The sequence below is a fragment of the Rummeliibacillus pycnus genome (genome assembly GCF_050459865.1).
GTDB classification, from domain to species: Bacteria; Bacillota; Bacilli; order Bacillales_A; family Planococcaceae; genus Rummeliibacillus; species Rummeliibacillus pycnus_B.
Window position 1 is genome coordinate 1 of sequence record NZ_JBCMNM010000056.1, and the last position, 24,869, is coordinate 24,869.

The window sequence follows — 24,869 nt, forward strand, 5'->3', positions numbered from 1 at the left end:
TTTTTATATAAAAAATTAATTTTTAGAAGTACCTTGTTTGTCTTCATAACCAGCAGTGAACATTGCTGTTAAGAAAGTTAAAATTACACCAAGTATTAAAATTAAACTCATGGAAGTAACCTCCTAATAATATATGAAAAAGTTCTCTTACAAGTATAGCCTAATTCATAGGAAAATGAAACGTCAATTGTTGATAAATATATGGCGGAAATCGTTCAATATTCGTACTCCACTTAATATGCATAACTGTGGAGATAATAGGGGATAGATAATAACAGGATGTAGATAAAGGAGATTAAAATGATGGATAAAGAGAAGAAACAACAGGAAAATGGTTCAATGGCAACTTCATTTGAAGAAGTTCAACAACTTGGGGAGCAAATGGAAAATAGACGTAATGAAACGGAATTAGAAAGTGTAGGACGAGATCAAGACCCTGAACAGTTTGATGATAAATAGAGCAAATCCCTCTTGTTATATTAAAGAACAAGAGGGATTTTTTGTTTTAGTGTTGCAAGAAAACTAACTGAATCACAAATAATATTGCGAAAATATATAGCAATGGATGAACTTTTTTGGCTTCACCTTTTACAATTTTCAAGATAGGATAAGTGATAAAACCAAATGCAATCCCTGTTGAAATGCTTGATGTAAAAGGCATAATTAAAATAATTAGGAAAGCAGGGAAAGCTTCATCGAACTGATTCCAGTCAATCTCCTTTATAGAGGAAATCATCAATGTCCCAACAATCACAAGTGTTGGTGATGTAATAGCAGCAACACCAGAAACAGCGCCTACCAATGGTCCAAAGAAGGAAGCAATAATAAATAGGATAGCAACTGTTAAAGTGGTTAAGCCAGTACGACCACCTGCAGCTACACCCGCAGAAGATTCAATAAATGCAGACGTTGGGCTTGTACCAAACATTGCACCTATGGTTGTACCTAGTGAATCTGCTAAAAGAGCTTTACGAGCACGTGGTAATACATTTCCTTTCATCAAGCCTGCTTGCTTCATAATACCAACAAGTGTACCAGTTGTATCAAATAAAGTGACTAGGATGAATGAAAAAACAACTCCATATAAGCCGTAATGAATGACATCACCAAAAGCATCAAGTGGATTCCAAATCAAAATACCATCTGGTAAATGAGGCGTAGCTACGACTTTATCAATTTTTAGTTGACCAGTAATTGCAGCGACAATTCCTGTAATAACCATACCGATAAATAAAGCACCTCTAACATTACGGACCATCAAAATAACCGTAATGATTAAACCAAATAATGTTAACATAACGCCTGGGGAGGTTAAATCTCCTAGAGCTACTAAATTACTTTTATTTGCAACAATTACGCCGCCCATTCGTAAGCCTAAAAAAGCAATAAATAAACCGATACCGGCAGTAATCGCACGTTTTAAGTTTTCTGGAATAGCAGTAATTAGTTTTGCACGAAGCGGTGTTAACGATAAAATGATGAAAACAATACCTGCAACAAATACAGAAGAAAAGGCAGTCATGTAATCAATCTTACCTTCAGAAGTTAAAACAACAGAGATGAAATATGCGTTTAAGCCCATTCCTGGTGCAATGGCAATCGGATAGTTAGCGCATAATGCCATCCATAAAGTACCGACAACAGCAGAGATAATGGTTGCCATAAATACTTGGTCTACAGGAACTCCTGCATTGGATAAAATGGCAGGGTTCACAACAATAATATATACCATGGTAAGAAACGTTGTAATACCAGCAATTAATTCTGTTTTAACGTTTGTACCATTTTCTTTCAGGTGGAACAATGAAATACCTTCTTTCTGAAATCCGAACATTTAAAACAACATTTAATATAATATTCGTTTCTATATAAGATTGCAACCTTTTAGAAAAAGTCGTTATTCTCGAAATACTTTGACAATGTTTGCATAATAAGATTACCCAAAAGGAGGTAACGACATGTATACAATTACATCAACAAAAAAATTACATAATGGTATCGAAATGCCCCGAGTCGGATTAGGCGTTTACAAAATGGATGAACCAGAAGAAGCATTTAATGCAATTAAAAAAGCTTTAGATACAGGTTATATAGCAGTTGATACAGCTGCTCTTTATAATAATGAACAGCAAGTTGGAGAAGCGCTTCGTTCATCAGGGAAAAAAAGAGAGGATATTTTCATTACTTCAAAAGTATGGAATACCGACCAAGGCTACGATGAAACGTTACGAGCTTTTGAGAAAACACTGACTACACTAAAAACAGATTATTTAGATTTATATTTGACACATTGGCCTGTTCCAGAGAAATTTCCAGATACTTATCGTGCTATTGAACGACTTTATGATGAAAAATTAATCCAAGCAACAGGTGTTTCAAATCATGAAATTCACCATTTAGAAAAGTTATTTGCAACTGCTAATATCAAGCCAATGGTTAATCAAATTGAGTTACATCCATACCTTTCACAAGTAGAATTGCGTCATTTCTGTAAAGAAAATAATATTGTAGTTACGGCATGGTCGCCTCTAGGTCGTGGAAATGTATTGCAAGATGAAACAATTAAAACAATTGGTGAAAAATACGATAAATCCATAGCTCAAACAATTATCCGTTGGCACATACAAAGCGATCATATCGTTATTCCAAAATCCGTAACCCCAAGCCGTATCGAAGAGAATGCAAATGTATTTGATTTTGAACTAACCAATGAGGATATGGCAACAATCGATAACCTAAATCGTAACGAACGATTTGGCTCACATCCAGACCATTTCAAATACTAAAAGAGAAAACTTTGTGATTTACTAAACAAAAGGATTAATTAAAAGACGACTTTTTGTTCAAATTTGAATGAGAAGTTGTCTTTTTCATTTTCTTTAAATGGATATTTTTAGTAGTATCACTAGATGTTTCGATGTAAGATATAGGTAGTATAAGAATGAAACGGGGAGTAAATGATGGAGTTATTAGTAGATCGTGTTCAGAATACCAGACGTGCACTACGTGAATTTATGTTAGAGACTATTTTCAATGAATTTGATGTGGAATGTATGGGGTTATCCGATGATAAACGTAAAATAAAATACAACGAAATGATGGAAAGTCCATTCCGTTTCTTCCGAGGTAGTGCCTATTTATTTTATTATGACGTAACGAAAATACCATTTCCATATGATACACCAATAGATAAGCCAGCATGGATTCAAGGTGATTTGCATATGGATAACTTTGGCTGTTTCCAAAATGAAGCAGGCGAGATTGTTTATGATGTGAACGATTTTGATGAAGGATATGTCGGCTCTTATTTATATGATGTTTTTCGAATGGCAGTTAGTATTGCTTTATATACAGATGCGGAAGGGTTAAGTAAGGACGAGCAAAAAGCACGAATTGCTAAGTATTTACATAGCTACTACAAACAACTGCAACGATTTAAAAGAAATGCAGATGATCCATTGACTTTAACGTTTACGAAAGATAATACGAAAGGCCCTGTAAAAAAAGTGCTGAAGAAGCTGGAGAAAAGACAGCGAAATCACTTATTAGCTGATATTACGTATATCAATGAAGAAGGTAAGCGTACTTTCAATTGGGATGAAGAAATCCAACCAGTTACAGATGAGGAATTACTGAAAATCGAAGATATAATGAAGCAATACTTCCAGTCATTGGATGTGGAAAATAAGTATGATCCTTCACATTATCAAGTAAAAGATGTTGCGCGTAAATATGGTACAGGTACTGCTTCAATTGGGCTAAGTCGTTTTTATATTCTAATTGAGGGAGGGCAAGAAGCTGGTGGAGCGGATGATTTAGTATTAGAAATGAAAGAAGTGCGCTCATCCATCCCTGCTTATTTCTTACCATATAGTCCGGAATTCTGGGAAAAACATGCACATCAAGGCGAGCGAGTAGTTGCAACTCAAAAAGCAATGCATGATTTAGAAGACCCGTATTTAGGTTATGTAACAATAGATGATAAGTATTTTTACATTCGCGAACGTTCTCCATATAAAAAGAAAGTAAAAGCAGATAAGCTCGTAACTTTAAAAGACTATGACCAAACGCTGAAAACAATGGGGCAAGTAACTGCGAAAATTCACGCTCGAGCTGATATGGACATTGAATCCGTACTATTAAAACATCATAGTGAAGTCGAAATTATAAAAGCTATTGGTGATGTTGATCAATTTGTCCGACATATCACATTTGCTGCTGTGAATTATAAGAAACAAGTGAAATACGATTACACTTTGTTCTGCGAATGGGTCCAAAAGAAATTTTAAAGTAGGAATATCTTTAAATGAAAAAAGTACATTACTCATTTACGAGTAATGTACTTTTTAAATACTTATTTATTTTTCAGGATAGTTGCTTCAAAGAACTTTTTGAAGGTATCTTTGGATTGTTCACCAACTACACGTAATTGTTCTTTTCCGTCTTTATAGTAAACAAGTGTTGGTGTACCTTCGATGCTATATTGATCCCATCCTTGGTCAAATTCAAGCAGGTTAAACTGATCAATTTGGACACCCATGTCTTTTGCAAGAGGCATTAAGATTGGCGTGATTTTTTTACAGTGTGTACAATCTGATTTAAAGAAGTAAACCATTGTTTCTTTACCACTCGAAATTTTCTTTTCTAATTCATTAGGTAGAATGATATTTTGGTAATTTTTATCGTTTAAAATATCAATTGTTGATTGTTCTAAATCATTTTTACCATATGGATTGTTTGCTAGCTTTGCTTTGTTTGAAGAACTATTTAAAAAGTATAATGCTACAAAACCAGCGATAATAATGAATCCTATGATTAATAATATTGTTAGCTTGTTATCTTTTTTCTGTGCTGCAGATTTTTTTGAGTTTGCCACTTATTTTTCCTCCTTAAGTGCTTTTAACATGTAGAAGCTTGTACCTGCGATTAGAATGAAGGCTACAAGTGAAAGGAATGGGATGGTAATAAAACCAAACCAGTTAATATAATCTGCCGTACAAGGTACGCGTCCACAAGTAACAGCAGATTCTTGTAAAGCGGGTATTTTTTGAATGCCATAATGGTACAACGCAATACATGCACCTAAACAAGAGAAGATGGCACTTGTAACGGCAATACGAGCATTCTTTTGAACATAAGCGGTTGCTAAAATAATGACAAGTGGATACATTAAAATCCGTTGATACCAACATAACTTACAAGGCTCGAATTTTTGAACTTCTGAGAAATATAGAGAACCCATCATTGCGATTAGTGATACAACCCACATAAATAGTAGGCTATTCTCCAGTTTTTTTGACATTTGAAATCTCCTAAATTTAGTATATTTCTTTTCCGATTATAGAGGTAATACAAAACATTGTAAAACATTATACTCGAAAGTGGATTTTATTCCCACTCTATCATAGTCATGAATTCTAAGAAAGTAAGAGAGGACCTATATAAATAAGTTAAAGCAGCCCTTTACAATGAACAGCAGGACATGACTATAAAGGTTCCAAATATATATTTTCTTTGCTAATGTCAAAACCTTCTATTACGAGTGCAACTAAACCTTTTACAGCTTTTGTTTCATGCCATTCTTCTTTCTTCCAAAAAACCGCGATACCTTTTTGAATTGAATAATATTTTCTTTCTTCATTGCAAACAACGCCTTCTCCCTCTATCACATAGAGTAATTGAGAAGATTTTGCTTGATGGAACCCAATTATACCATTTTCCGTTAACGTCATAATGGATATCCTTATTTCAGAATTTAAATGCATAAAAGGATTCATAAGAAAATTAGAATTGTATTGTGTCACTTGTTTTGCAGTATTTTTGTTTAGCTTGTAAAGTTGCATACATATCACTCCCTTTTGTTGCTGTTCAATTTTTAATATTTAATTAAAATATTTACTATTTAACTTATAGATGGGACTGTATACTTCCTTTATTTTAAACAGCAATTTTTAGAGGATTATTTTCAATCTATACAGGTTTAGTAGAGATTGCAAGCTACAACAAACATCAGTCTAATTACCGAGATGTAAATCATAGGAAGAAAAAGTGAGCAGTGGTATGATAGAAGGTACAATAGTAATAATGGGCATCCGAGATTGGAGGCATTTGATGCAACCTACAGATCACTCAAACATTAGTTTATTAAAAGAAATTGCAGAATTACTAAATGAAGAAACTGAAATGCAACCAATGTTACAAGGATCGCTTCGTAAGTTTTTGGAAGGTACCAATTTTGAAACGGGTTGGATCTTCTTTGTGAATAAACGAGGACGGCATGAAATGATTGCACATGAAAACTTACCACCTGCATTAGAACATAATAAGTGTCAATCTCTAGAAAAAGGTGGTTGCTGGTGTATTTCTAAATATCGTAATCAAGAATTATTAAAGGCATCAAACATAATTGAATGCCAGCGAATAGAAAATGCTACTGCAGCGTGTGTAGGAGATTATGCGGGAATTACCCATCATGCAACGGTTCCGTTACAATCCGGACAAGAGCGTTTTGGCTTGCTCAACGTGGCGTCACCCAACACAGTTCGTTTTACTGATGATGAGCTTGCTTTACTAGAATCGGTTGCTTTTCAAATGGGCTCTGCTATTAAACGAATTCTTTTAACAAAACAAGAACAGGAAATGGCACTGGTTCAAGAGCGAAATAGACTAGCAAGAGATTTACATGATTCAGTGAATCAGTTATTATTCTCTGTCACATTAACATCGCGAGCTGGAGTAGAAATGACAAAGCAACCGGAGATTAAAGAAACCTTTAAAGAAATTCAAAATCTAACACAGGAAGCATTAACTGAAATGAGAGCGTTAATCTGGCAACTTCGTCCAAAAGGTCTTGAAAGTGGCTTGATGGAAGCGATAAAAGGATATGCAGAAATGTTAGGTTTGCAATTAAAAGTAAAAGTATCTGGTGTGCTCCAATTGCCTTCGCGTATCGAAGAAACACTTTTCCGACTAACACAGGAAGCACTCAATAATGTAAGAAAGCATTCGGGTGTGAAAGAAGCAGAAATTTTTATCACTATTACACAGACAGATGTATTACTTGTTATAAAAGATGAAGGTAGAGGATTCCATGTTGACTCTCTCGTCACATTACCATCTATTGGTTTACAAAGTATGCGTGATCGCACACAAGCATTAGGCGGTACTGTTGACTTGGTAAGTAATTTAGGAAAGGGTACGGAAATTTTAATCCGCCTACCTTATTAAAGGGGGACATATGAATGATTAGAGTGTTAATAGCGGATGATCATCATGTTGTAAGAAGGGGATTGCTATTTTTCCTTAAAACTCAGAAGGATATTGAAGTAGTTGGGGAAGCAAGTAATGGTAAGGAAGCGGTTGATCTAACAATTGAATTAAATCCAGACATCGTATTAATGGATTTAGTAATGCCAGAAATGGATGGTATTCAAGCAACAAAACGTATTAAATCTAAGTTCCCTGAAATACAAATATTGATGCTGACAAGTTTCTCTGATAGAGATCATGTTGTACCTGCTATTGAGGCAGGAGCAGCGGGCTATCAACTAAAAGATATCGAGCCAGATGAACTTGTATTAGCCATTCGTCGAATTATTGCCGGGGAAAATATTATGCATCCTCAAGCAACTTCACAACTTATATTAAATCGCGAGATGATGGAAGAACTTCCACATATAAAACATCCACTCACTCCTAGAGAGCAAGATGTACTAGCAGAGCTAACAAAAGGGAAGAGTAATAAAGAAATTGCATCTTCCTTATTTGTCACAGAAAAAACAGTGAAGACCCACATCTCAAATATTTTTACAAAACTTGAAGTACAAGACCGAACACAAGCTGCTTTATATGCTGTGAAACATGGATTAACAGAGGCTAGTGAAATATGAAAAAAAGCAACTCGTATGATACGGGTTGCTTTTTTGATGAAAACTGAAAAAAGTATTAGAGCATGCAAAACTTACCAAGTAAAAGCTTCAATTGAATAAAGCAAAAGACAAGTAGATTGATTCACACTTTATCTTTTTTTGCCAATCTTCTTTTTCATTTGCTTATTAACTTGTTTCCATTTATTTCTCTCAGCTGCTTGAGCCTGTGCATTTGTTTTTCTTTCGATAAAAGCGAGTTCGCGTTTTAATTTTAAATAGCTGTCGTATCTTTCTTGCTCGAGTGTACCTTCTTCTATAGCTTCATGGACAGCACATCCAGGTTCTTTTTTATGTTCACAATCTCGAAAGCGACATTGTGATGCGAGTGATTCGATATCACTAAAGCTGCTGTTTAGGCTATCGGCATTATCCCATAATTGAAATTCTCGCATTCCAGGTGTATCAATGAGTAAACCTCCATGTGGTAATTGGAAGAGTTCTCGATGTGTAGTCGTGTGGCGTCCTTTATCATCATCCTCCCGAATCATTTGGACCGCCATCACATCCTGCCCACAAAGTGCATTGGTCAATGAAGATTTACCAACCCCTGAAGAGCCAAGTAAAGCAGCTGTTTTGCCATCTGCTAACAATTGGTGTAACTCATCGATTCCTTCACCTGTAAAGCTACTCACAGTGTAAACTGGTACACCAAAACAAATCGTTTCAACTTGGCTTAAATAACTTGACACATCATCACATAAGTCCTTCTTAGTTAAGACGATGATGGGATTTGCACCTGAGTCGTAAGCTGCGATTAAATATCTTTCTAATCTTCGTAAGTTAAAATCCTTGTTTAAGCTCATGGTTAAAAAAACATGATCGACATTAACTGCAATAATCTGTTCTTCAAAGGTGAGACCAGCTACTTTTCGAGAGAACAGAGAACTGCGAGGAAGAATGGCATGGATGATACCTTTTTCTTCTCCTGGTAACTGTTCTAAAACCACCCAATCACCTACGGCAGGGTAGTCACGACGTGATTGAGCATTATATTGGAAAAGACCAGACGGTGTAGCAAGCCATTCGCCAATTTCAGTTATGACACGATAAGAATGCTTATGTTCTAATAAAACACGACCTATCGTTAGATTTTTTTGTGGATTTGTTATTTTATACGCATCAAATTGATCTTGCCAATTATTATTCCAACCGAAATTAATTAAATTCATTTTATGCCTCCTATTATGTGGGGAACGAATTTGTTCCATTTTTAAATAAAAAAACCTGTAACTGCAAATTGGCAGTTACAGGTTTTACGCACATAAAAGAAAGCATACTAGAACGTATACGAAAAGTGAGCGTATTGTAACAAACCAATTTGCATAATTTCAATGCTTGATAAAATTGTCATAATACCTCACCTCTTTCTCTTTTCATAAGTTGATTACAGAATACCAGCTCTTCATAAAACTGTCAATTACTAAATATTAAAAAATATTATTTTCATGTTCTCGATTTAATCCTTCTGGTTCAATATGGACAAGTACTACGGCAAAAGGTTTAGCACGGCGAATTGTTTTTTCTATTTCTTCCGTAATATGATGGCTTTGCCATACATTAAGTGCTGGATCTACGGTGACAGTGAGATCAGCGAAAATCAAATTACCATGATTCCGACCTTTAAAATCAATTAGCTGAATGACACCATCTACGTTTTTAACAAGCACAGATAGGGTCTCCAACTCTTCTTCATCAAATCCATCTGTTAACGTATGTACAGCATCAAAGAAAATATCATAAGCTGTTTTTAAGATTAAACAACCTACAGCAAAAGCAGTAATGGAATCGATAATAGGAAAACCAAAAATGGCACCGAAAATACCAATTGAAGTACCAAAACTTACCCAAGCATCTGAACGATTATCATATGCCGCTGCCTTTACGGCAGAACTTTCAATACGGTTTGCTAATCTAATATTAAAAAGGTACACCAAATACATCACAACGCCACTACCCAGTGCAACAAATGCTGTCAATAATGAAGGAGTGGGGTGGTCGTGATCGATAAAGCTTTTTCCAGCATTAAAGAGTACTTGAAAACCTACAACAGCCATGATAAAGGAAGCAATAAGTGAAGATATCGTTTCAGCACGTAAATGACCGTAGTGATGGTCTTTATCTGGTGGCTTTTGAGAAATTCTTAATCCGATTAGAACAGCTACAGATGCGATAATATCTGTTGTATTATTTAATCCATCTGCTTTCAGAGCAGTAGAATGTCCGATAAAACCAATGGCTAATTTGACAGAACTGAGAATAAGATAGGTGAAAATACTAAGCCATGCACCTTTTTCCCCTTGTCTTAAATTTTTATATAAGTCCACAATGTTTCCTCCTTGCAAAAGTTTCAGACAAGCGAAAACGACGCACACTTTGTAGAAAGTGTGCGTCGTTCTATGTTTAGTTGATAAATTAAAGCTATTTATACTTCGTTTGAATCAGAATTAGTTTGATCCGTTTCTTCTAATTCTTCAGGAAGTTTAATGACTTCTAGATAAAGAATATGATGACCATCTAATTCTTTGATGATGAATTCATAACCTTGTTCAGTGATTTTCTCGCCTTTTACAGCATCAAAATCTTTTGTCATAAACCAGCCGCCAATTGTATCGATGTCGTCTTCTTCGATATTAATACCTAAGAAGTCATTCACATTTTCGATTAACATTTTGGCATCTAAGATAAAATGACCTTCGTCAATTTTGCGAATTTCTGGGACTTCATCTTGGTCGAATTCATCTCGGATATCACCAACAATTTCTTCGATAATATCTTCAATTGTAACAAGACCTGAAGTTCCACCGTATTCATCCATTAAAATCGCCATATGGATCCGTTCACGTTGGATTTTTAGAAGTAAATCACTTATTGGCATTGTTTCAAAAACGCGAATAATAGGTTGCATATATTCAGTAACCGGTTTTGAACCGTTTGATGGATCTTTAATATAAGCTGTAAGAAGATGTTTCATATTGACGAGACCGATAATATGGTCCTTGTCACCATCAATGATTGGGTAACGAGTATATTGTTCTACGCCCATTACTTCAAATACTTCTTTTAATGTTAATTCTTTTTCAATACTAATGATTTCAGTACGAGGTACCATGATTTCTTTGGCAATACGATCGTCGAATTCAAAAATGCTATTTACATATTTATATTCAGACTGATTAATCTCGCCGCCTTTTAAACTATCAGATAAGATGATTCGCAATTCTTCTTCACTCATTGCGCCATCTGAATCTTGTATTCCTTTTAAGCCAAATAGGGCAGCTAAGCCATTGGCTGAAGAATTTAAGATTTTGATGAATATGAACATCACATTATGGAATACGATTAAGAAGCCAGAAATATTAAGTGCTACACTTTCTGCTTTTTGAATCGCTAATGTTTTTGGTGCTAACTCACCCATAACTACGTGTACAAATGTCACGATAGAGAATGATAGGATAAATGATAGGATTGTAGTAATACTTTCATTTAAGTTTAGTAGGTCAAATAATGGCGCTAGTAGTATTGCAACTGTGCCTTCCCCTAACCAACCTAAACCTAAAGAAGTAATCGTAATCCCTAGTTGGCAGGCAGATAAATATTCATCTAAATTTGTGATTACTTTTTTTGCTTTTAATGCTTTTTTGTTACCTTCAGCTATAAGCTGATCAATTCGAGTTGTTCTAACCTTAACGATAGCAAATTCTGTTGCTACGAAAACTGCTGAACATGCGATCAAGACAGCAAATGCTGTCAATCGTATGGCTATGTCCAAAGACTTCCTTTGTTCCAAGACCCAAATGAGGGGGAGAACAAAGTGTACACCTCCTGTGATAGTAAAAATATTTAAGTAAGATAATAATAAGATATTTATTAAAAAAAAACAAATCATCTAGATGTTATTTGTAAATGTTTCTCATATTTTCAGCCTAATGATAAGTGTTAAAGGATAATATTGTAAGTAAATGAGGGATTATTGTATTATTGTATAAAATTTTCAAAATGTATTGACAATTGGAAATTCGGAATGCTAATATTAAGGAACACTAAATAATAAATAGGAAATGGAGGTATGGATCATGAAATTGTTACAACCGAATGTAAAAAAACATAAATTTCATAATAAGTCCACACCCAATCCTATTTTCTTAATCATTTAAATTAATGGATGGTTCGGGTGTGATCCCGTACTCTTTTAAATTAGCGCATGCTCTTTTTAGGGTATGTGCTTTTTTGTTGTCTTTAATCACAAATGATTAGTGTAAAAACAATAAAGGAGAGAGCGTATTATGTTTATTCGAAAAAAGACAAGACATTTAAACAAGGATTCGATTGACGATGGCTAGCTAAATTAATTAACAGAAAGGAAGAAAAATATTTATGTTTGATGTATTAATAAAGCTTAAATGGTTCTTCATAGAAAACAGAAAACGGTATATGATTGCAGTTTTACTGCTAATTGTTGCAAATACTTTAGAAGTGATGCCACCATGGTTGATTGGTAAATCTATTGATGCAATTGATCGTGGTACACTGACGAATACTTTATTGCTACAATTCTTAGGTTCATTTGCGGCCATCTTAGTTGTTGCATATGTAGTTAATTTTATTTGGCAATATGAATTATTCGGTGGTTCAAATGTAATTGAACGGAAATTACGGAAAAATTTAATGACTCAGTTTTTAAAAATGTCACCTCCATTTTACGAGCGAAATAGAACAGGTGACTTAATGGCCCGTGCTACTAATGATTTACGTGCTGTTTCTGTCACTGCAGGATTTGGCATCATGACACTTTTGGATTCAACATTATACCTAGGTACGATTATTTTAATGATGGGCTTTTCAGTATCTTGGAAACTAACGATTGCAGCTATTATTCCATTACCAATTTTAGCAACTACGATGCAAATATTAGGTAAGAAAATTCACGAAAAATATATGATTGCACAAGATGCTTTTGGACAGATGAACGATCGTGTACTAGAAGCTGTTGAAGGTGTACGTGTTGTTCGTGCATATGTTCATGAAAGAGCTACAGAAGAGCAATTTGCAGATATGACAGAAGAAGTTTATCAAAAAAACATGGACGTAGAAAAAATCGATGCATGGTTTACACCAATCACAAGAGTTCTAACAGGATTAAGTTATATGATTGGTCTTGGTTACGGGGCATATCTAGTATCGACTGGTGATATAACTGTAGGAAACCTAGTTTCTTTTAACGTTTATCTAGGTATGGTTGTGTGGCCAATGTTTGCAATTGGAGAATTGATAAATGTTATGCAACGTGGAAATGCATCATTGGACCGTGTACAAGAAACGCTAAACGAAAAAGAAGATGTGGCAAATCCACAAACTCCAACGGTTATTGAAAAACCAAGCTCCATTGTTTTTCGTGACGTAACATTCCAATATCCACAATCACAAACAACCAACTTGTCGCATTTAGAAGTATCTCTAGAAAAGGGGCAAACACTTGGAATTGTAGGGAAGACTGGTAGTGGTAAAACGACTGTGGTGAAACAATTATTACGAGAATACCCTGCTGGTGAAGGTGCACTGAAATTATCTGGTGAGTTAATCGAAGCTCAAACAAAAGAACAGGTACGAAATTGGATTGGTTATGTACCACAAGATCATGTCCTTTTCTCAAGAACGATACGAGAAAATATATTGTTTGGAAAACCAGATGCGACTGAAGATGAATTACAGACAGCCCTTCAAGTGTCATGCTTTGAAAAAGACTTAGAAATGTTACCGATGGGATTAAATACACTAGTTGGCGAAAAAGGGATATCCCTATCAGGGGGGCAAAAACAAAGGATTTCTATTGCACGAGCATTAATACGTGATCCTGAAATATTGATAATGGATGATTCGCTTTCAGCAGTTGATGCCAAAACAGAACGTGCAATTATCGAAAATATTCAGAGAATTCGCAAAGATAAAACAACCATTATCGTAACGCATCGATTATCAGCAATTATGCATGCGGATTGGAGTATCGTATTAGAAGACGGCAAAATTGTTGAAGAAGGTACACATGAACAACTAATTTTACAAGATGGTTGGTACAAAGAACAGCATGATCGCCAACAAATTGAGGAGGCGAAATAATGAGTACAACCAAAAGACTATGGCATTATGCATTACTATATAAAAAAATAATAGCTACTGGACTATTTCTTTTAGCTATTGCAGTGGCTGCAGATTTAGCGGGTCCACTAGTAGCGAAGAAAATTATTGATGATCATATTGCAAACGCTGCTACGCAAAGTTTAGATTTTAAACCAATTGCTATATTGCTAGCTGTATTCTTAGGTTTAGCAGTGACAACGGCTATTTTCCGATACGGTCAATATATCTTACTACAAATGGGAGCAAATCGTATTATTCAAAAGATGCGAAACGATGTTTATCAACATATTCAAACTCTCCCAATCCAGTATTTTGATCGATTACCTGCAGGTAAAGTAGTATCACGCGTAACTAATGATACGGAAGCAATTCATGACTTATTTGTTCAAGTATTATCGCAATTTGCAGCAAGCTTTATGACGATTTTTGGTATCTATATCGCGTTATTCTTCCTTGATTGGAAAATGGCTTGTATTGCATTGATCGTTATTCCATTACTTATTCTTTGGGCAATCCTTTATCGTAAGTATGCTGCAAAATACAACCATATCGTACGGAGTAAGTTGTCTGATATGAATGGAATGATAAATGAGTCCATCAATGGCATGACCATCATCCAAGCATTTGGACGTGAAAAACAAATGGCAGATGAATTTAATGAAATGAATGATGAATATTATAAATATCAAAATAAGCTCGTTTTATTAGACTCTGCCACTTCACATAATTTAGTTGGAGTTATACGTTCATTAACATTCATTATGTTTATCTGGTATTTTGGTAGTGCTGAATTGACTGGTAACCAAGCGATTTCAATTGGTATGCTTTATGCATTTGTCGATTATATTACACGTTTGTTTAATCCAGTTACGAATATTGTGAATCAGCTTGCCAACTTAGAAAGAGCAAATGTTGCGTCTGAACGTATTTTTGAGTTGTTAGATCAAAATGGTGAAGCAGTCGATGATACGAAAATTGACCGTTACCATGGAGATGTAGCATTCAATAATGTATGGTTTGCCTATAAAGAAAAGGAATATGTTCTAAAAGATATTAACTTCAAAGCAAAACAAGGAGAAACAATCGCATTAGTAGGCCATACGGGCTCCGGAAAAAGCTCAATTATGAATTTATTGTTCCGCTTTTACGATGTGACAAAAGGTTCGATTACGATTGATGGGATGAATATTCGAGATTATTCACGCCAAACGATTCGTGAACATATGGGTATCGTATTACAAGATCCTTATTTATTTACAGGAACAATTGCCTCAAATGTAAGCCTAGATGATCCAAGGATTTCCCGTGAAACGGTCGAAAAAGCACTACAAGCAGTGGGTGGAGATCAAGTGTTAGCCAATTTACCTGGTGGTTTAGACGAACCTGTTATTGAAAAAGGAAGTACACTTTCGTCAGGACAACGTCAATTAATTTCTTTTGCGAGAGCACTTGCATTCGATCCAGCAATTTTAATATTGGATGAGGCTACTTCTAATATTGATACGGAAACGGAAGAGATTATCCAGCATGCAATGGAAGTATTGAAAAAAGGGCGTACAACATTTATCATCGCCCACAGACTTTCTACTATTAAAAATGCAGATCGTATTTTAGTGTTAGATCGAGGAGGAATTGTAGAACAAGGGACACATGATGAACTTCTAGCTTTAGGTGGAAGATACAATCAAATGTATAAACTTCAATCTGGAGAAATGAAATAAAGTGAAACTTCTATCAGTGAATTAGCTCCGCTTTCCGTGGTCGAACTGACGAGCCTTCTCAGGTGGGGTCTTACTCCCGTTAATGTGGGATAAATTATATCACTTAAAAATATTTCCAACTATGAACTTCTTCGTTCATAGTTGGATTTTTTCTTTTTTAAGTCGTTCATCACTCCATCTTAGACGTTAAAACTGGTATGATAGATATTAGTGTTTTTTATTCTGTATTAAGAAAAGGCAATGTTACCAGAGCAGCCTAAGAAAAAGAAAGGAAGTTATGTTCATGGCACAAGTGATAGATAAGCCTGCAGTGATGCGTACAAATTTGATATTAACGAACAAAGCGCGTGAAGGCATATTAGCATGGGTGAAGGATGAACATTCTTTTTTTCATCTGCAAAAATCATTTGTTGTGCATATTGAGCATGTTCAAAATACAGCCAAAGACGAAATGGCCGTGAAAATTTACTTCGATAACACAGAAAATATAGTACTTGCGGAAAAATTAGACGAGCAAGTAGCGATGATGAATTGTGTTGTAAAATATGAAGGTTTACTCGCAACGGGTTTCCGGGTGTTTAGTAATCGAGAACCAGTCCATACGAATCGACGGTTTAAAACGAACATGCAGTTTGCTACAAATGCCAGCAATACAGTTGGTTTACCGCTTGAATTACATAGTAAAATTCGAGAATTACCGATTGCAGAAGAACGTTCAATGTATGTCCAGAAGCGTATTTCAAGCTGGGAAGGATATTTAAAAATCCAAGAGCGAGATGCGACCATTGATGATATGACTGTTTCTTTTTCTCATTATGAATTCAATGAAGATTTCAGTCGAATTACATTCAAAATTAACGGTTTAAAAGAAAGTGAATGGAAAAAAATTGTTGGATTAAGTGCAAAAGTACAAGGTTCCAAAGATGAACTGGGTTCAGTATTAAAAGCACAATCTTCAAAGAAAACAGTCGAAATTGAATTACGCCCATTTATACAAGGACAAGTTCGAAAAGATAAATGGCATCCGAAAACAAAAGAACTAGTGCTTAGTAACTTTGCAACGTTGAGCCAAATCCGTCGTTTACGAAAAGGTTTTAGCGACCTAGAAAAAGGGTTAGCAGCGAATGCAAATTTAGAAAAAATCCTCTTCGAAGAACGTCCGCGAATTCAACAACCTAAAAAAAGAGTCGATTTACAATTCGATAATCGTCTCAATGAATTCCAAAGAGAAGCAGTTATTGGGGCTATGTCTGCTGAAGATTTGTATGTCATACAAGGTCCTCCTGGTACAGGGAAAACGACCGTTATTTCTGAAATCTGTCAACAAAATGCAAAAGCTGGATTAAAAACATTAGTTGCTTCACAATCGAATTTAGCTGTTGATAATGCACTGAGCAGACTCCTCGCCAACAAAGATATACGGATTCTCCGTTATGGTCGTACGGAAAGTATTGAAGAAGAAGGCAAAAAATTCATCGAAGAAAATGTTGCACTTTATTGGCGGGAACAAACATTGCATGACTTGGAGGCAGAGCTGGCCATCCATAGAGATCGTACTACTGAATTAGATGCAGCAATTGATAAAAAAGAAAACGAACTCCAAGGTTTGCAACAACAGTTACAAGTACTGGAAGAGAAAATAGTCGAACAAGAACAAGCTGAAAAAGATTATGTAATCGTTGAAGAGAATATTAAAAGCCTAAAGAAATCTTTAGGTACATTGCGTAAAGAGTTACGTCTATTAGAAGAACAAACTACAGCACTAACTACTAAGAAAACATCAGAAGAACAACAAATTAAACAATTTGAAGAACTTCTTTCTAAATATGGTTCATTAGAAAATTTAGAAGAAGCTGAACGAACTAAACAATCGCAGGTTGTAAACTTACGTCAACAGGTTTCATTTTCTATCACAAAAGAAGAATTAGAAAAAGCTGAAATAACATTAAATAATGCGCAATCTGCTTATACTGAATGGCTCGAAAATCATCAAAAGCTTCAAGAATCGAAAGAAGCCATTGAAGAATGCAAGAAGATACAAGACTTGACTGCTTTTATGGAAGAGCATCAGATTCAAGCAAATACGAAAATCGAGTGGCAACGAAATTCCTTTGAACGTATCCAAGCGCAAATGTTTGGTTATAAAGAATGGAAAGAAGTAAAGGATCGTTTAAACGGTGCAATCGGTTTTTTAGAAGGGAAAATTGGATCTGTTCAGAGTCATGGTATTTTACAAAAGGTCGAGCAACAAGCTGAGAATGGCTATTCTTCGTATTCCGTTCGAGAAATAGATTCAGCTATTGATCATTTCAAAAAGTTTTTACTTGAAACACCAGATCTATATATCAATCAACTATATGTTTATCTCGAACGTTTGTACAATCGACGTCTTTTTGTTGATGAACAATTTGGTATGCTTGAAAATCAGAGACAAGAAATTAATCGTTTATTTCAAATGATGAAAGAAGAAGTGAAAATTCAAGTTTCTTATATATTGAATACATCCAAGCAACATGAAAGCGGATTATTAAATGTAGGAAACCGTTGGAATTTGGAAGTCGAACAATTGAAGCAGAAAATGAAAAAATTATCTGAAGCAGTGACTGAAGAAGAAACGACTACGACACTTGCAGAACTCCAAGAGCAGTTAACGCAACAAGAAAAAGAGTTGGAGCAGCTTATAGAACAAAAACACACTGTAGCTGAAAATTTACCTAAGCTTCAACAAGTACAGGATGATTTTGTACTGGTTGTTAAAGAGGAAGCAGAAGCGTTGGAACAGCTTGCTATAAAAGAGGATGAAGTAAAAGAAATAAATGCGAATGGTCTAGCTCAAGAGAAAAAATTAAAAGAACTTGAACAAATTTTGCAACAAGATATAACAAGACAGAAGCAATATACAGAAGAAACAATTAACAGTGTGCAAAAGACAATCGATAAGCTACACCATGATAAAAAGCAATTACCAATTAAACAACAATTGCAACAACAGTGGCATCAGTTACTACTAAATGCTAGTGAGCATGATTTAGATGAAATTCGTAAGCTTTATGTTAATCATGCCAATGTTATTGGGACAACATGTGTGGCTTCTGCACGAAAAGAATTTATGGATAACTACCCAACGTTCGATGTAGTCATTATCGATGAAGTTTCAAAAGCAACACCACCCGAACTGCTACTTCCTATGTTAAAAGGAAAGAAAATCATTTTAGTTGGTGACCATCATCAATTACCACCACTAATAGGTGATGATACATTGGAAGAATCGCTCAAAGCAATTATTGATGAAAGCAATGATTTACAAGAAATCAATGAATTGAAGAAGCTCTTAAAAGAATCATTATTCGAACGCTTATTTAAAAACTTACCTAAAAGTAATAAGCAAATGCTAGCGATTCAATATCGTATGCATGAAAACATTATGAAAACCATCACACCATTTTATGAAAATGAAGATAATCATCTACGCTGTGGCTTAGAGGATTCAGATAAAGTTCGTGATCATTTCTTGGAAGGACATTTTGCAAAACGTCAAGATCATTTAATATGGCTTGATATGCCTAGTAGAAAACCATATTTTGAAGAACAGATGAAAAATGGTAAGAGCCGTTTTAACCCAGGAGAATTAGATACTATTCGTCACACTCTATTGGACCTAGATCATTCAACGGAAATGGCTATTTCAAGGGGTAACCTACCTGAAGGAACGAAGAAAAGTGTGGGGGTAATTAGTTTCTATGGAGAACAAGTAAAGAAAATTGACCATCTTGTGCAACAAGAATTAAAGCTAAATAACTTGCAACTTCGTACAGGAACAGTTGATCGATTCCAAGGGATGGAAATGGATGTCATCATTGTAAGTATGGTCCGTAATACAGAATATAAAGGTGGAGACATCGGATTCGCCAATGATTATCGTCGTTTGAATGTTGCTTTATCACGAGCTAGAGAATTACTCATTCTAGTCGGAAGTACGGAAATGTTTACAAAACGTGCAAAAAAACAAGAATCTCGTGAAATGTATAGTCATTTACTTGAAGTGGTCAAATCTCAAAATGGATTACGTGATGAAGAAGGTAATCTAAAGTAACATTTGAAAGGAAGCCTCATCTTGAAAGAATTAGAGAAAAAGCTAACAAATAAAATCAAACAAGATCCAAATGCTGAAATTTTATCAACTTCAAGCTGGTGCTTTCCTATTCAAACAATCGAGTTTAAATATCAACCAGTAAAACGAATCACAATGGATATCCTGATGAAGATGATTTTACTCAGCTGCCAACAGGCAGAAATTGCAGAACCAAAAGAACTGAGTGATTTACTGTTAGTGGAAGAATTGTTTATTCGCGATTTACTCCAAAATCTACAAAATACTGGATTGGTGGAAAAAAAGGAATATTATCAGTTAACAACAAGGGGCGAGAAACAGTTAGCAAACGGTATATATGAAGAATCACAGGAAGAGGAAACACAACAATTACTGTATAGTGCAAATCATAAAAATTTCCTACTTGGCAATATTGAACAGTTAGATGATTTTGATGAATTGCCAGAGCCCTCTGCCTATGCATCCGAAGAGCCGATGAATGTGGATGATGAAAAAATTATCCATGCACTTCAAGAAAACCGTCCAGTACCTGAAGATGAAGAATCCGATGAGAATACTGTGCAAACCTTTATCACCTCGGTTGAATCGAAAGAAACAGTTCAAATCAATGATATTCCATGTATGCAATTTGTAATTCACAATAAAGAGAAGGATTTGCTCTATGTCCGTGTTTGGAATACTTTAACTGGACATTGGGATGAAGTGTTAGAGAAATTATTAACGGAAAAAGAATTACTAAAATGGCGTGAAGAGTATTTGGATAAGAAAGGGTAAGTCGATGAGGCTTACTCTTTTTGTTTTCTATACATGTCATTTAAAATAAATACTCTTCATTATCGCGATGGTGAATAGTATATTCACGCAAAAACGGAGTCGCAAACAAGAAGAGTAGTTTCAACTTTTTTAATCATAAACATGAAACAGCATCAATTCATGAACCATCTTTTTAACTTGATCCTCATTAGGTGGGGTTTGCCCAGTCCATTTAATCGCACCATCTTTTTCATAAATTCCTTCATAACGATTTTGTTTATAAAAGAAACTGATTGTCCAGCCAGGAAGCTGTTGATTTTCGTAAAGTGGTTTGAAGCTAAAATGTTGAATCATATGTAGGGCTCCTTTCAAAGTGGAAATCTTATTTTATCTAGTATAAATTGCCAATGGGATTATTCAAAGTAAAACCTAAGTATATGTCGAAAAATAGCTATTCATTTTATAACAATGAGCTGTCTGCTATAATAAAGTGAAACTTCCATCAGTGGGGGAACTGCCCGTTACTGCGGGATAAAGCTTAGTTTTGAAGAAATGGGTGAATCAGATGCATACGCTTTTAACGATTTTATTTATGACCGTTGTAGGAGCAGTAATTGGTGGGCTCACCAACTATATTGCGATTAAAATGCTATTCAGACCATATAATCCAATTTATCTAGGTTCTTGGCGATTGCCTTTTACACCTGGTTTAATCCCTAGAAGACGTGATGAATTAGCCAGACAACTTGGGAAAACTGTCGTTAACTATTTATTGACTCCCGAAATGTTCCGCAAAAAACTATTCACTGAAAGTAATAAACGAATAGTGGAAAAATGGTTGAATGATAAAATAAAGGAAGTTGTATTTACCGAAGAGAAAACAATTAATGATTGGTTAATGCAAATTGGCGTAACAAATTTACCACAAACAGTTGAAGGAAAGATCGACAATATCGTTGTAGAACAAATAGATCATTTGAAAAATGTTCTATCAGCAAAATCAATTGAAGCATTGTTACCAGAATCATGGCAGGAAAAAGCAACAACGAAGATTCCTGATATTTCTCGTTATATTTTGAAAAAAGGTGAAGATTATTTCGAATCAGATGAAGGGTATCAAACAATTAAACGATTAATTGATGATTTCTTAGATTCAAAAGGTACACTTGGTGGAATGATTCAAATGTTCTTAGGTGATTCATCTTCACTTGTTGGAAGAGTACAAAAAGAAATTAATAAGTTTTTGAATGCACCAGGTACAATGGTGTTATTGACCAACTTATTGACAACTGAATGGAAAAAGTTGAAAGTACAATCTGTTCCGCAATTAGTAGGAGAATTAGATTTCACTTCAACAACTGCAAGAATCCAAACCTATGTAAAAGAAGAACTACAATTAGAAAATCGTTTAGACAAGTCACTAGTGTACTATTGGAAAGATGGTGCAGAGTGGCTGGCACAAAATATTGTTCCTCAACTAGTAGAAAAAGGCTTTGTTATGGCTGAAGATAAACTAGAAGACGCAATCAACCGTCTGAACCTACAAGAAATTGTAAAGGAACAAGTGGATACATTCCCAGTAGAAGTCTTAGAGGATTTAGTGTTAGGAATCTCAAAACGTGAATTCAAAATGATTACAGTTCTAGGATATCTTCTCGGTGGCATAATAGGTGTCATACAAGGTATCATTGTAACCATATTCTAGAGTATCCAACTATAATGGTTGGCTGTTTTAAGAACCCGTTCTATAATTGCTTTAACTTGAGCCTAAATAAAAAAGAAAGTAGGGAAATGAAATGATCAATATTTATAATGAAATCAATGCACTCGAAGGAGCATTTCGTCAGACAAACGAATTTAAAGTATTAGAAGAAGCGATTACATCTGTAAAAGCTGACGCAGAGGCAAAAGCACTTTTCCAAAACTTCCGTAAAGTTCAACTTTCAATGCAAGAAAAACAAATGAAAGGCGAACAAATTGGAGAAGATGAATTACAATATGCTCAAAAAACAGCTCAGCTAGCTCAACAAAATGTAAAAATCGGTAAAATGCTACAAGCTGAAATGGCTTTAAGTGGTCTAATTGAAGAGATTAATCGAGTGCTTGTAAAACCAGTTCAAAATTTATATCAAGAATTAGATTAGTCATTATTTAAAGAGCTCTCAAGCCAAATTGCTTGAGGGCTTTTTTCATGCATGGAAAAGTCTTTAATCTAATATAGAATTTATTGGAGTGTTGCAATAAGAGGGGTGTCTGCCAAGAGGCTACTGTACCTGAAGCTATCACTTTCGGTACAAAGGATTTTTCAGAAAAACTGAAATTTATATTTGTTAAATACTTTCGAATGTTGCTTACTCCAACATTTTACATAGAACCAGATCCCTTTCGAGATTTAATCAAAAATTTGATACAATAGATTCGATGTTATAAAAAGTACGGATTAGTATAATGCATTAACAAAGCGTTCTATAGAAAGAAGTGAAATTAACAATGAGAGTATTAAAAGTTGGCCAAGCATATCCACAAGATTTTATGCGTGTGTTACTTGATATAACGAATTTATTTTTTGAAGATACCAAACTCGCGAAAAAAGATATGGTACCCGATTTAGTCGTGCATTTCGAGCATCATACAGATGAACATTTTACGATTTCTGCAGATGCTACTCTTCAAGCAGATGGTGAAATCTATAAAAGTCATTTCGAACAAGGTTACGAAACGGAAGGTACTGAGAAAGATCAGAAGATACGATTGAAACGTGCATTATCACACGTATTACTTGATACACTTGAACAAATGACGGGAATTAAACAACAATGGGGGATTCTAACAGGGATTCGCCCAACAAAGCTTTACCATAAATTCAGAAAAGCGGGATTAACAGATAAAGAAATTCATGACAAGCTGATAGATGAATTTAGCTTAACTGATGAAAAAATAAGTATATTAAATAATATTGTGAAAACGCAGCTAAAAACAATTCCTGACTTAGATACAATTGGCAATGAAGTAAGCATCTATATCGGCATTCCGTTTTGTCCAACAAAATGTGCATACTGTACATTCCCGGCATATGCTATACAAAGCAATCGCAAACAGGGACGAGTTGCGACATTTTTAGATGGTTTACATTATGAAATTGAAGAAATGGGTAAATGGTTAACAGAACACGATATGAAAATTACTTCTGTATATTGGGGTGGAGGTACGCCAACTTCAATTGAAGCGGAAGAAATGGATGCATTATATAAAAAGATGTTTGATTCATTCCCACATACAGAGACGATTCGTGAAATAACAGTTGAAGCAGGAAGACCGGACACAATCACGCCTGAAAAATTAGCTGTTTTGAAAAAATGGGGAATCGATCGCATCAGTGTTAATCCACAATCTTATACAGATGAAACATTAAAGGCAATTGGTCGCCATCATACAGTTCAAGAAACAATCGAAAAGTTCTGGATGGCAAGAGAAGCTGGCATGAATAATATTAATATGGATCTTATCATAGGACTCCCAAATGAAGGTACGGATGAATTTGAGCATTCACTAAGTGAATCTGAAAAAATGATGCCTGAATCATTGACGGTCCATACTCTTTCTTTTAAACGTGCATCCGAAATGACACACAATAAAGAAAAGTATAAAGTAGCAGATCGCAAAACAGCAGAATCCATGATGCATCGTTCACACGAATGGACTGAAGCACATGGTTATACTCCATATTATCTTTACAGACAAAAGAATATCTTAGGGAACTTGGAAAATGTGGGTTACTCTTTGCCTAGAGAAGAAAGTATTTATAATATCGTGATTATGGAGGAAGTACAAACAATCATAGGTTTGGGATGTGGAGCTTCAACAAAACTAGTGAATGTTGAAACAGGGAAGATCACTCAATATCATAACCCGAAAGAACCCGCAGCATATATCCTATCTTTTGAAGAAGCAATTCATAAAAAAATTGAAGCTTTAGATGTGTTATATGGTTTTGAAGTAAGTAAATAATTTCAATTTAATTTGATCTAAAAGCAATCCAGATAAGAGAGATGTCAAAGTCTCTTTTTCCAGACTATAGACAACCTTGAGTTTGTCTATAGTCTTTTTTCTTTTACAATAAATAATCCAGAAAACAGACCGTTGATTTCCACTTTAGGTGGACGCTTTCCTTGGGGCCGCTTCACTCCCATTACTTAGGAAGAGGGTCTCGACTGTCCCGCT

General features: G+C 35.0%; 20 protein-coding genes. 12 read left to right on the top strand and 8 right to left on the bottom strand.

Annotated elements, in window-relative coordinates:
* Positions 1–303: 303 nt before the first annotated feature.
* The gene (locus ABE048_RS12770; RefSeq protein ID WP_430311647.1) at positions 304–459 is read left to right on the top strand and encodes a multidrug ABC transporter ATPase; all 156 of its coding nucleotides are present in this window, start codon (positions 304–306) and stop codon (positions 457–459) included.
* A 46-nt stretch (positions 460–505) separates the two neighbouring features.
* On the opposite strand, the gene ABE048_RS12775 is transcribed toward ABE048_RS12770, so the two are convergent.
* Positions 506–1,804 (bottom strand): NCS2 family permease, encoded by a 1,299-nt coding sequence (locus ABE048_RS12775; RefSeq protein WP_430311648.1) that lies wholly within the window; start codon positions 1,802–1,804, stop codon positions 506–508.
* A gap of 154 nt (positions 1,805–1,958) precedes the next feature.
* On the opposite strand from ABE048_RS12775, the gene ABE048_RS12780 reads away from it, so the two are divergent.
* Both ABE048_RS12780 and ABE048_RS12785 read left to right on the top strand, forming a co-directional pair.
* Positions 1,959–2,786 (top strand): aldo/keto reductase, encoded by an 828-nt coding sequence (locus tag ABE048_RS12780; protein WP_430311649.1) that lies wholly within the window; start codon positions 1,959–1,961, stop codon positions 2,784–2,786.
* A 174-nt stretch (positions 2,787–2,960) separates the two neighbouring features.
* The gene (locus ABE048_RS12785; protein ID WP_430311650.1) at positions 2,961–4,289 is read left to right on the top strand and encodes a DUF2252 domain-containing protein; all 1,329 of its coding nucleotides are present in this window, start codon (positions 2,961–2,963) and stop codon (positions 4,287–4,289) included.
* 65 nt (positions 4,290–4,354) lie between these two features.
* On the opposite strand, the gene ABE048_RS12790 is transcribed toward ABE048_RS12785, so the two are convergent.
* The 3 genes from ABE048_RS12790 to ABE048_RS12800 all read right to left on the bottom strand — a co-directional run bounded on the left by ABE048_RS12790 (position 4,355) and on the right by ABE048_RS12800 (position 5,843).
* The gene (locus ABE048_RS12790; RefSeq protein WP_430311651.1) at positions 4,355–4,876 is read right to left on the bottom strand and encodes a thioredoxin family protein; all 522 of its coding nucleotides are present in this window, start codon (positions 4,874–4,876) and stop codon (positions 4,355–4,357) included.
* A complete protein-coding gene (locus ABE048_RS12795; RefSeq protein ID WP_430311652.1) occupies positions 4,877–5,302 on the bottom strand; it encodes a disulfide oxidoreductase in 426 nt (141 codons plus the stop codon). It lies immediately after the preceding gene.
* 184 nt (positions 5,303–5,486) lie between these two features.
* Positions 5,487–5,843 carry a cupin gene (locus ABE048_RS12800; RefSeq protein WP_430311653.1) on the bottom strand — a complete coding sequence of 119 codons (357 nt, stop codon included), beginning with the start codon at positions 5,841–5,843 and terminating at the stop codon, positions 5,487–5,489.
* A 268-nt stretch (positions 5,844–6,111) separates the two neighbouring features.
* Between ABE048_RS12800 and ABE048_RS12805 the strand changes: the two genes are divergently transcribed.
* Both ABE048_RS12805 and ABE048_RS12810 read left to right on the top strand, forming a co-directional pair.
* A complete protein-coding gene (locus tag ABE048_RS12805; protein WP_430311654.1) occupies positions 6,112–7,227 on the top strand; it encodes a GAF domain-containing sensor histidine kinase in 1,116 nt (371 codons plus the stop codon).
* A gap of 14 nt (positions 7,228–7,241) precedes the next feature.
* The gene (locus ABE048_RS12810; RefSeq protein WP_430311655.1) at positions 7,242–7,889 is read left to right on the top strand and encodes a response regulator; all 648 of its coding nucleotides are present in this window, start codon (positions 7,242–7,244) and stop codon (positions 7,887–7,889) included.
* A 128-nt stretch (positions 7,890–8,017) separates the two neighbouring features.
* On the opposite strand, the gene rsgA is transcribed toward ABE048_RS12810, so the two are convergent.
* From rsgA to ABE048_RS12825, 3 genes are all read right to left on the bottom strand, one after another.
* Positions 8,018–9,097, bottom strand: a complete 1,080-nt coding sequence (gene rsgA / locus ABE048_RS12815) for a ribosome small subunit-dependent GTPase A (protein ID WP_430311656.1) — start codon at positions 9,095–9,097, stop codon at positions 8,018–8,020.
* A 258-nt stretch (positions 9,098–9,355) separates the two neighbouring features.
* Complete coding sequence (locus tag ABE048_RS12820; RefSeq protein ID WP_430311657.1) at positions 9,356–10,252, bottom strand: cation diffusion facilitator family transporter; 897 nt, start codon at positions 10,250–10,252, stop codon at positions 9,356–9,358.
* A 98-nt stretch (positions 10,253–10,350) separates the two neighbouring features.
* Positions 10,351–11,697 (bottom strand): hemolysin family protein, encoded by a 1,347-nt coding sequence (locus ABE048_RS12825; protein WP_430311658.1) that lies wholly within the window; start codon positions 11,695–11,697, stop codon positions 10,351–10,353.
* A 605-nt stretch (positions 11,698–12,302) separates the two neighbouring features.
* Here ABE048_RS12825 and ABE048_RS12830 point away from each other — a divergent pair.
* The 4 genes from ABE048_RS12830 (at position 12,303) to ABE048_RS12845 (ending at position 20,669) form a co-directional block, all read left to right on the top strand.
* A complete protein-coding gene (locus ABE048_RS12830; protein WP_430311659.1) occupies positions 12,303–14,042 on the top strand; it encodes an ABC transporter ATP-binding protein in 1,740 nt (579 codons plus the stop codon).
* Entirely contained in the window at positions 14,042–15,784 is a 1,743-nt protein-coding gene (locus ABE048_RS12835) for an ABC transporter ATP-binding protein (RefSeq protein WP_430311660.1), read from the top strand. Before ABE048_RS12830 ends, ABE048_RS12835 begins: the two co-directional genes overlap by 1 nt.
* 283 nt (positions 15,785–16,067) lie before the next feature.
* Positions 16,068–19,877 (top strand): AAA domain-containing protein, encoded by a 3,810-nt coding sequence (locus ABE048_RS12840; RefSeq protein ID WP_430311661.1) that lies wholly within the window; start codon positions 16,068–16,070, stop codon positions 19,875–19,877.
* Positions 19,878–19,898: 21 nt separating this feature from the next.
* Complete coding sequence (locus ABE048_RS12845; RefSeq protein ID WP_430311662.1) at positions 19,899–20,669, top strand: hypothetical protein; 771 nt, start codon at positions 19,899–19,901, stop codon at positions 20,667–20,669.
* A 129-nt stretch (positions 20,670–20,798) separates the two neighbouring features.
* On the opposite strand, the gene ABE048_RS12850 is transcribed toward ABE048_RS12845, so the two are convergent.
* Complete coding sequence (locus tag ABE048_RS12850; protein WP_430311663.1) at positions 20,799–21,002, bottom strand: YheE family protein; 204 nt, start codon at positions 21,000–21,002, stop codon at positions 20,799–20,801.
* Positions 21,003–21,213: 211 nt separating this feature from the next.
* Here ABE048_RS12850 and ABE048_RS12855 point away from each other — a divergent pair, with 211 nt between their 5' ends.
* The 3 genes from ABE048_RS12855 to ABE048_RS12865 all read left to right on the top strand — a co-directional run bounded on the left by ABE048_RS12855 (position 21,214) and on the right by ABE048_RS12865 (position 24,656).
* Positions 21,214–22,353: a DUF445 domain-containing protein gene (locus tag ABE048_RS12855; RefSeq protein ID WP_430311664.1), complete on the top strand. Its 1,140-nt coding sequence runs from the start codon at positions 21,214–21,216 to the stop codon at positions 22,351–22,353.
* 91 nt (positions 22,354–22,444) lie between these two features.
* Positions 22,445–22,792 carry a YlbF family regulator gene (locus ABE048_RS12860; protein ID WP_430311665.1) on the top strand — a complete coding sequence of 116 codons (348 nt, stop codon included), beginning with the start codon at positions 22,445–22,447 and terminating at the stop codon, positions 22,790–22,792.
* 346 nt (positions 22,793–23,138) lie between these two features.
* Positions 23,139–24,656 (top strand): coproporphyrinogen III oxidase, encoded by a 1,518-nt coding sequence (locus ABE048_RS12865; protein ID WP_430311666.1) that lies wholly within the window; start codon positions 23,139–23,141, stop codon positions 24,654–24,656.
* Positions 24,657–24,869: the final 213 nt, after the last annotated feature.

Bases quoted from the DNA above. Each gene is read 5' to 3' on its own strand.
- ABE048_RS12860 (WP_430311665.1), top strand. From the start codon at position 22,445: ATGATCAATATTTATAATGAAATCAATGCACTCGAAGGAGCATTTCGT.
- ABE048_RS12850 (WP_430311663.1), bottom strand. From the start codon at position 21,002: ATGATTCAACATTTTAGCTTCAAACCACTTTACGAAAATCAACAGCTT.
- ABE048_RS12830 (WP_430311659.1), top strand. From the start codon at position 12,303: ATGTTTGATGTATTAATAAAGCTTAAATGGTTCTTCATAGAAAACAGA.
- ABE048_RS12835 (WP_430311660.1), top strand. From the start codon at position 14,042: ATGAGTACAACCAAAAGACTATGGCATTATGCATTACTATATAAAAAA.
- ABE048_RS12780 (WP_430311649.1), top strand. From the start codon at position 1,959: ATGTATACAATTACATCAACAAAAAAATTACATAATGGTATCGAAATG.
- ABE048_RS12810 (WP_430311655.1), top strand. From the start codon at position 7,242: ATGATTAGAGTGTTAATAGCGGATGATCATCATGTTGTAAGAAGGGGA.
- ABE048_RS12795 (WP_430311652.1), bottom strand. From the start codon at position 5,302: ATGTCAAAAAAACTGGAGAATAGCCTACTATTTATGTGGGTTGTATCA.
- ABE048_RS12805 (WP_430311654.1), top strand. From the start codon at position 6,112: ATGCAACCTACAGATCACTCAAACATTAGTTTATTAAAAGAAATTGCA.
- ABE048_RS12865 (WP_430311666.1), top strand. From the start codon at position 23,139: ATGAGAGTATTAAAAGTTGGCCAAGCATATCCACAAGATTTTATGCGT.
- rsgA (WP_430311656.1), bottom strand. From the start codon at position 9,097: ATGAATTTAATTAATTTCGGTTGGAATAATAATTGGCAAGATCAATTT.
- ABE048_RS12770 (WP_430311647.1), top strand. From the start codon at position 304: ATGGATAAAGAGAAGAAACAACAGGAAAATGGTTCAATGGCAACTTCA.
- ABE048_RS12855 (WP_430311664.1), top strand. From the start codon at position 21,214: ATGCATACGCTTTTAACGATTTTATTTATGACCGTTGTAGGAGCAGTA.
- ABE048_RS12785 (WP_430311650.1), top strand. From the start codon at position 2,961: ATGGAGTTATTAGTAGATCGTGTTCAGAATACCAGACGTGCACTACGT.
- ABE048_RS12840 (WP_430311661.1), top strand. From the start codon at position 16,068: ATGGCACAAGTGATAGATAAGCCTGCAGTGATGCGTACAAATTTGATA.
- ABE048_RS12800 (WP_430311653.1), bottom strand. From the start codon at position 5,843: ATGCAACTTTACAAGCTAAACAAAAATACTGCAAAACAAGTGACACAA.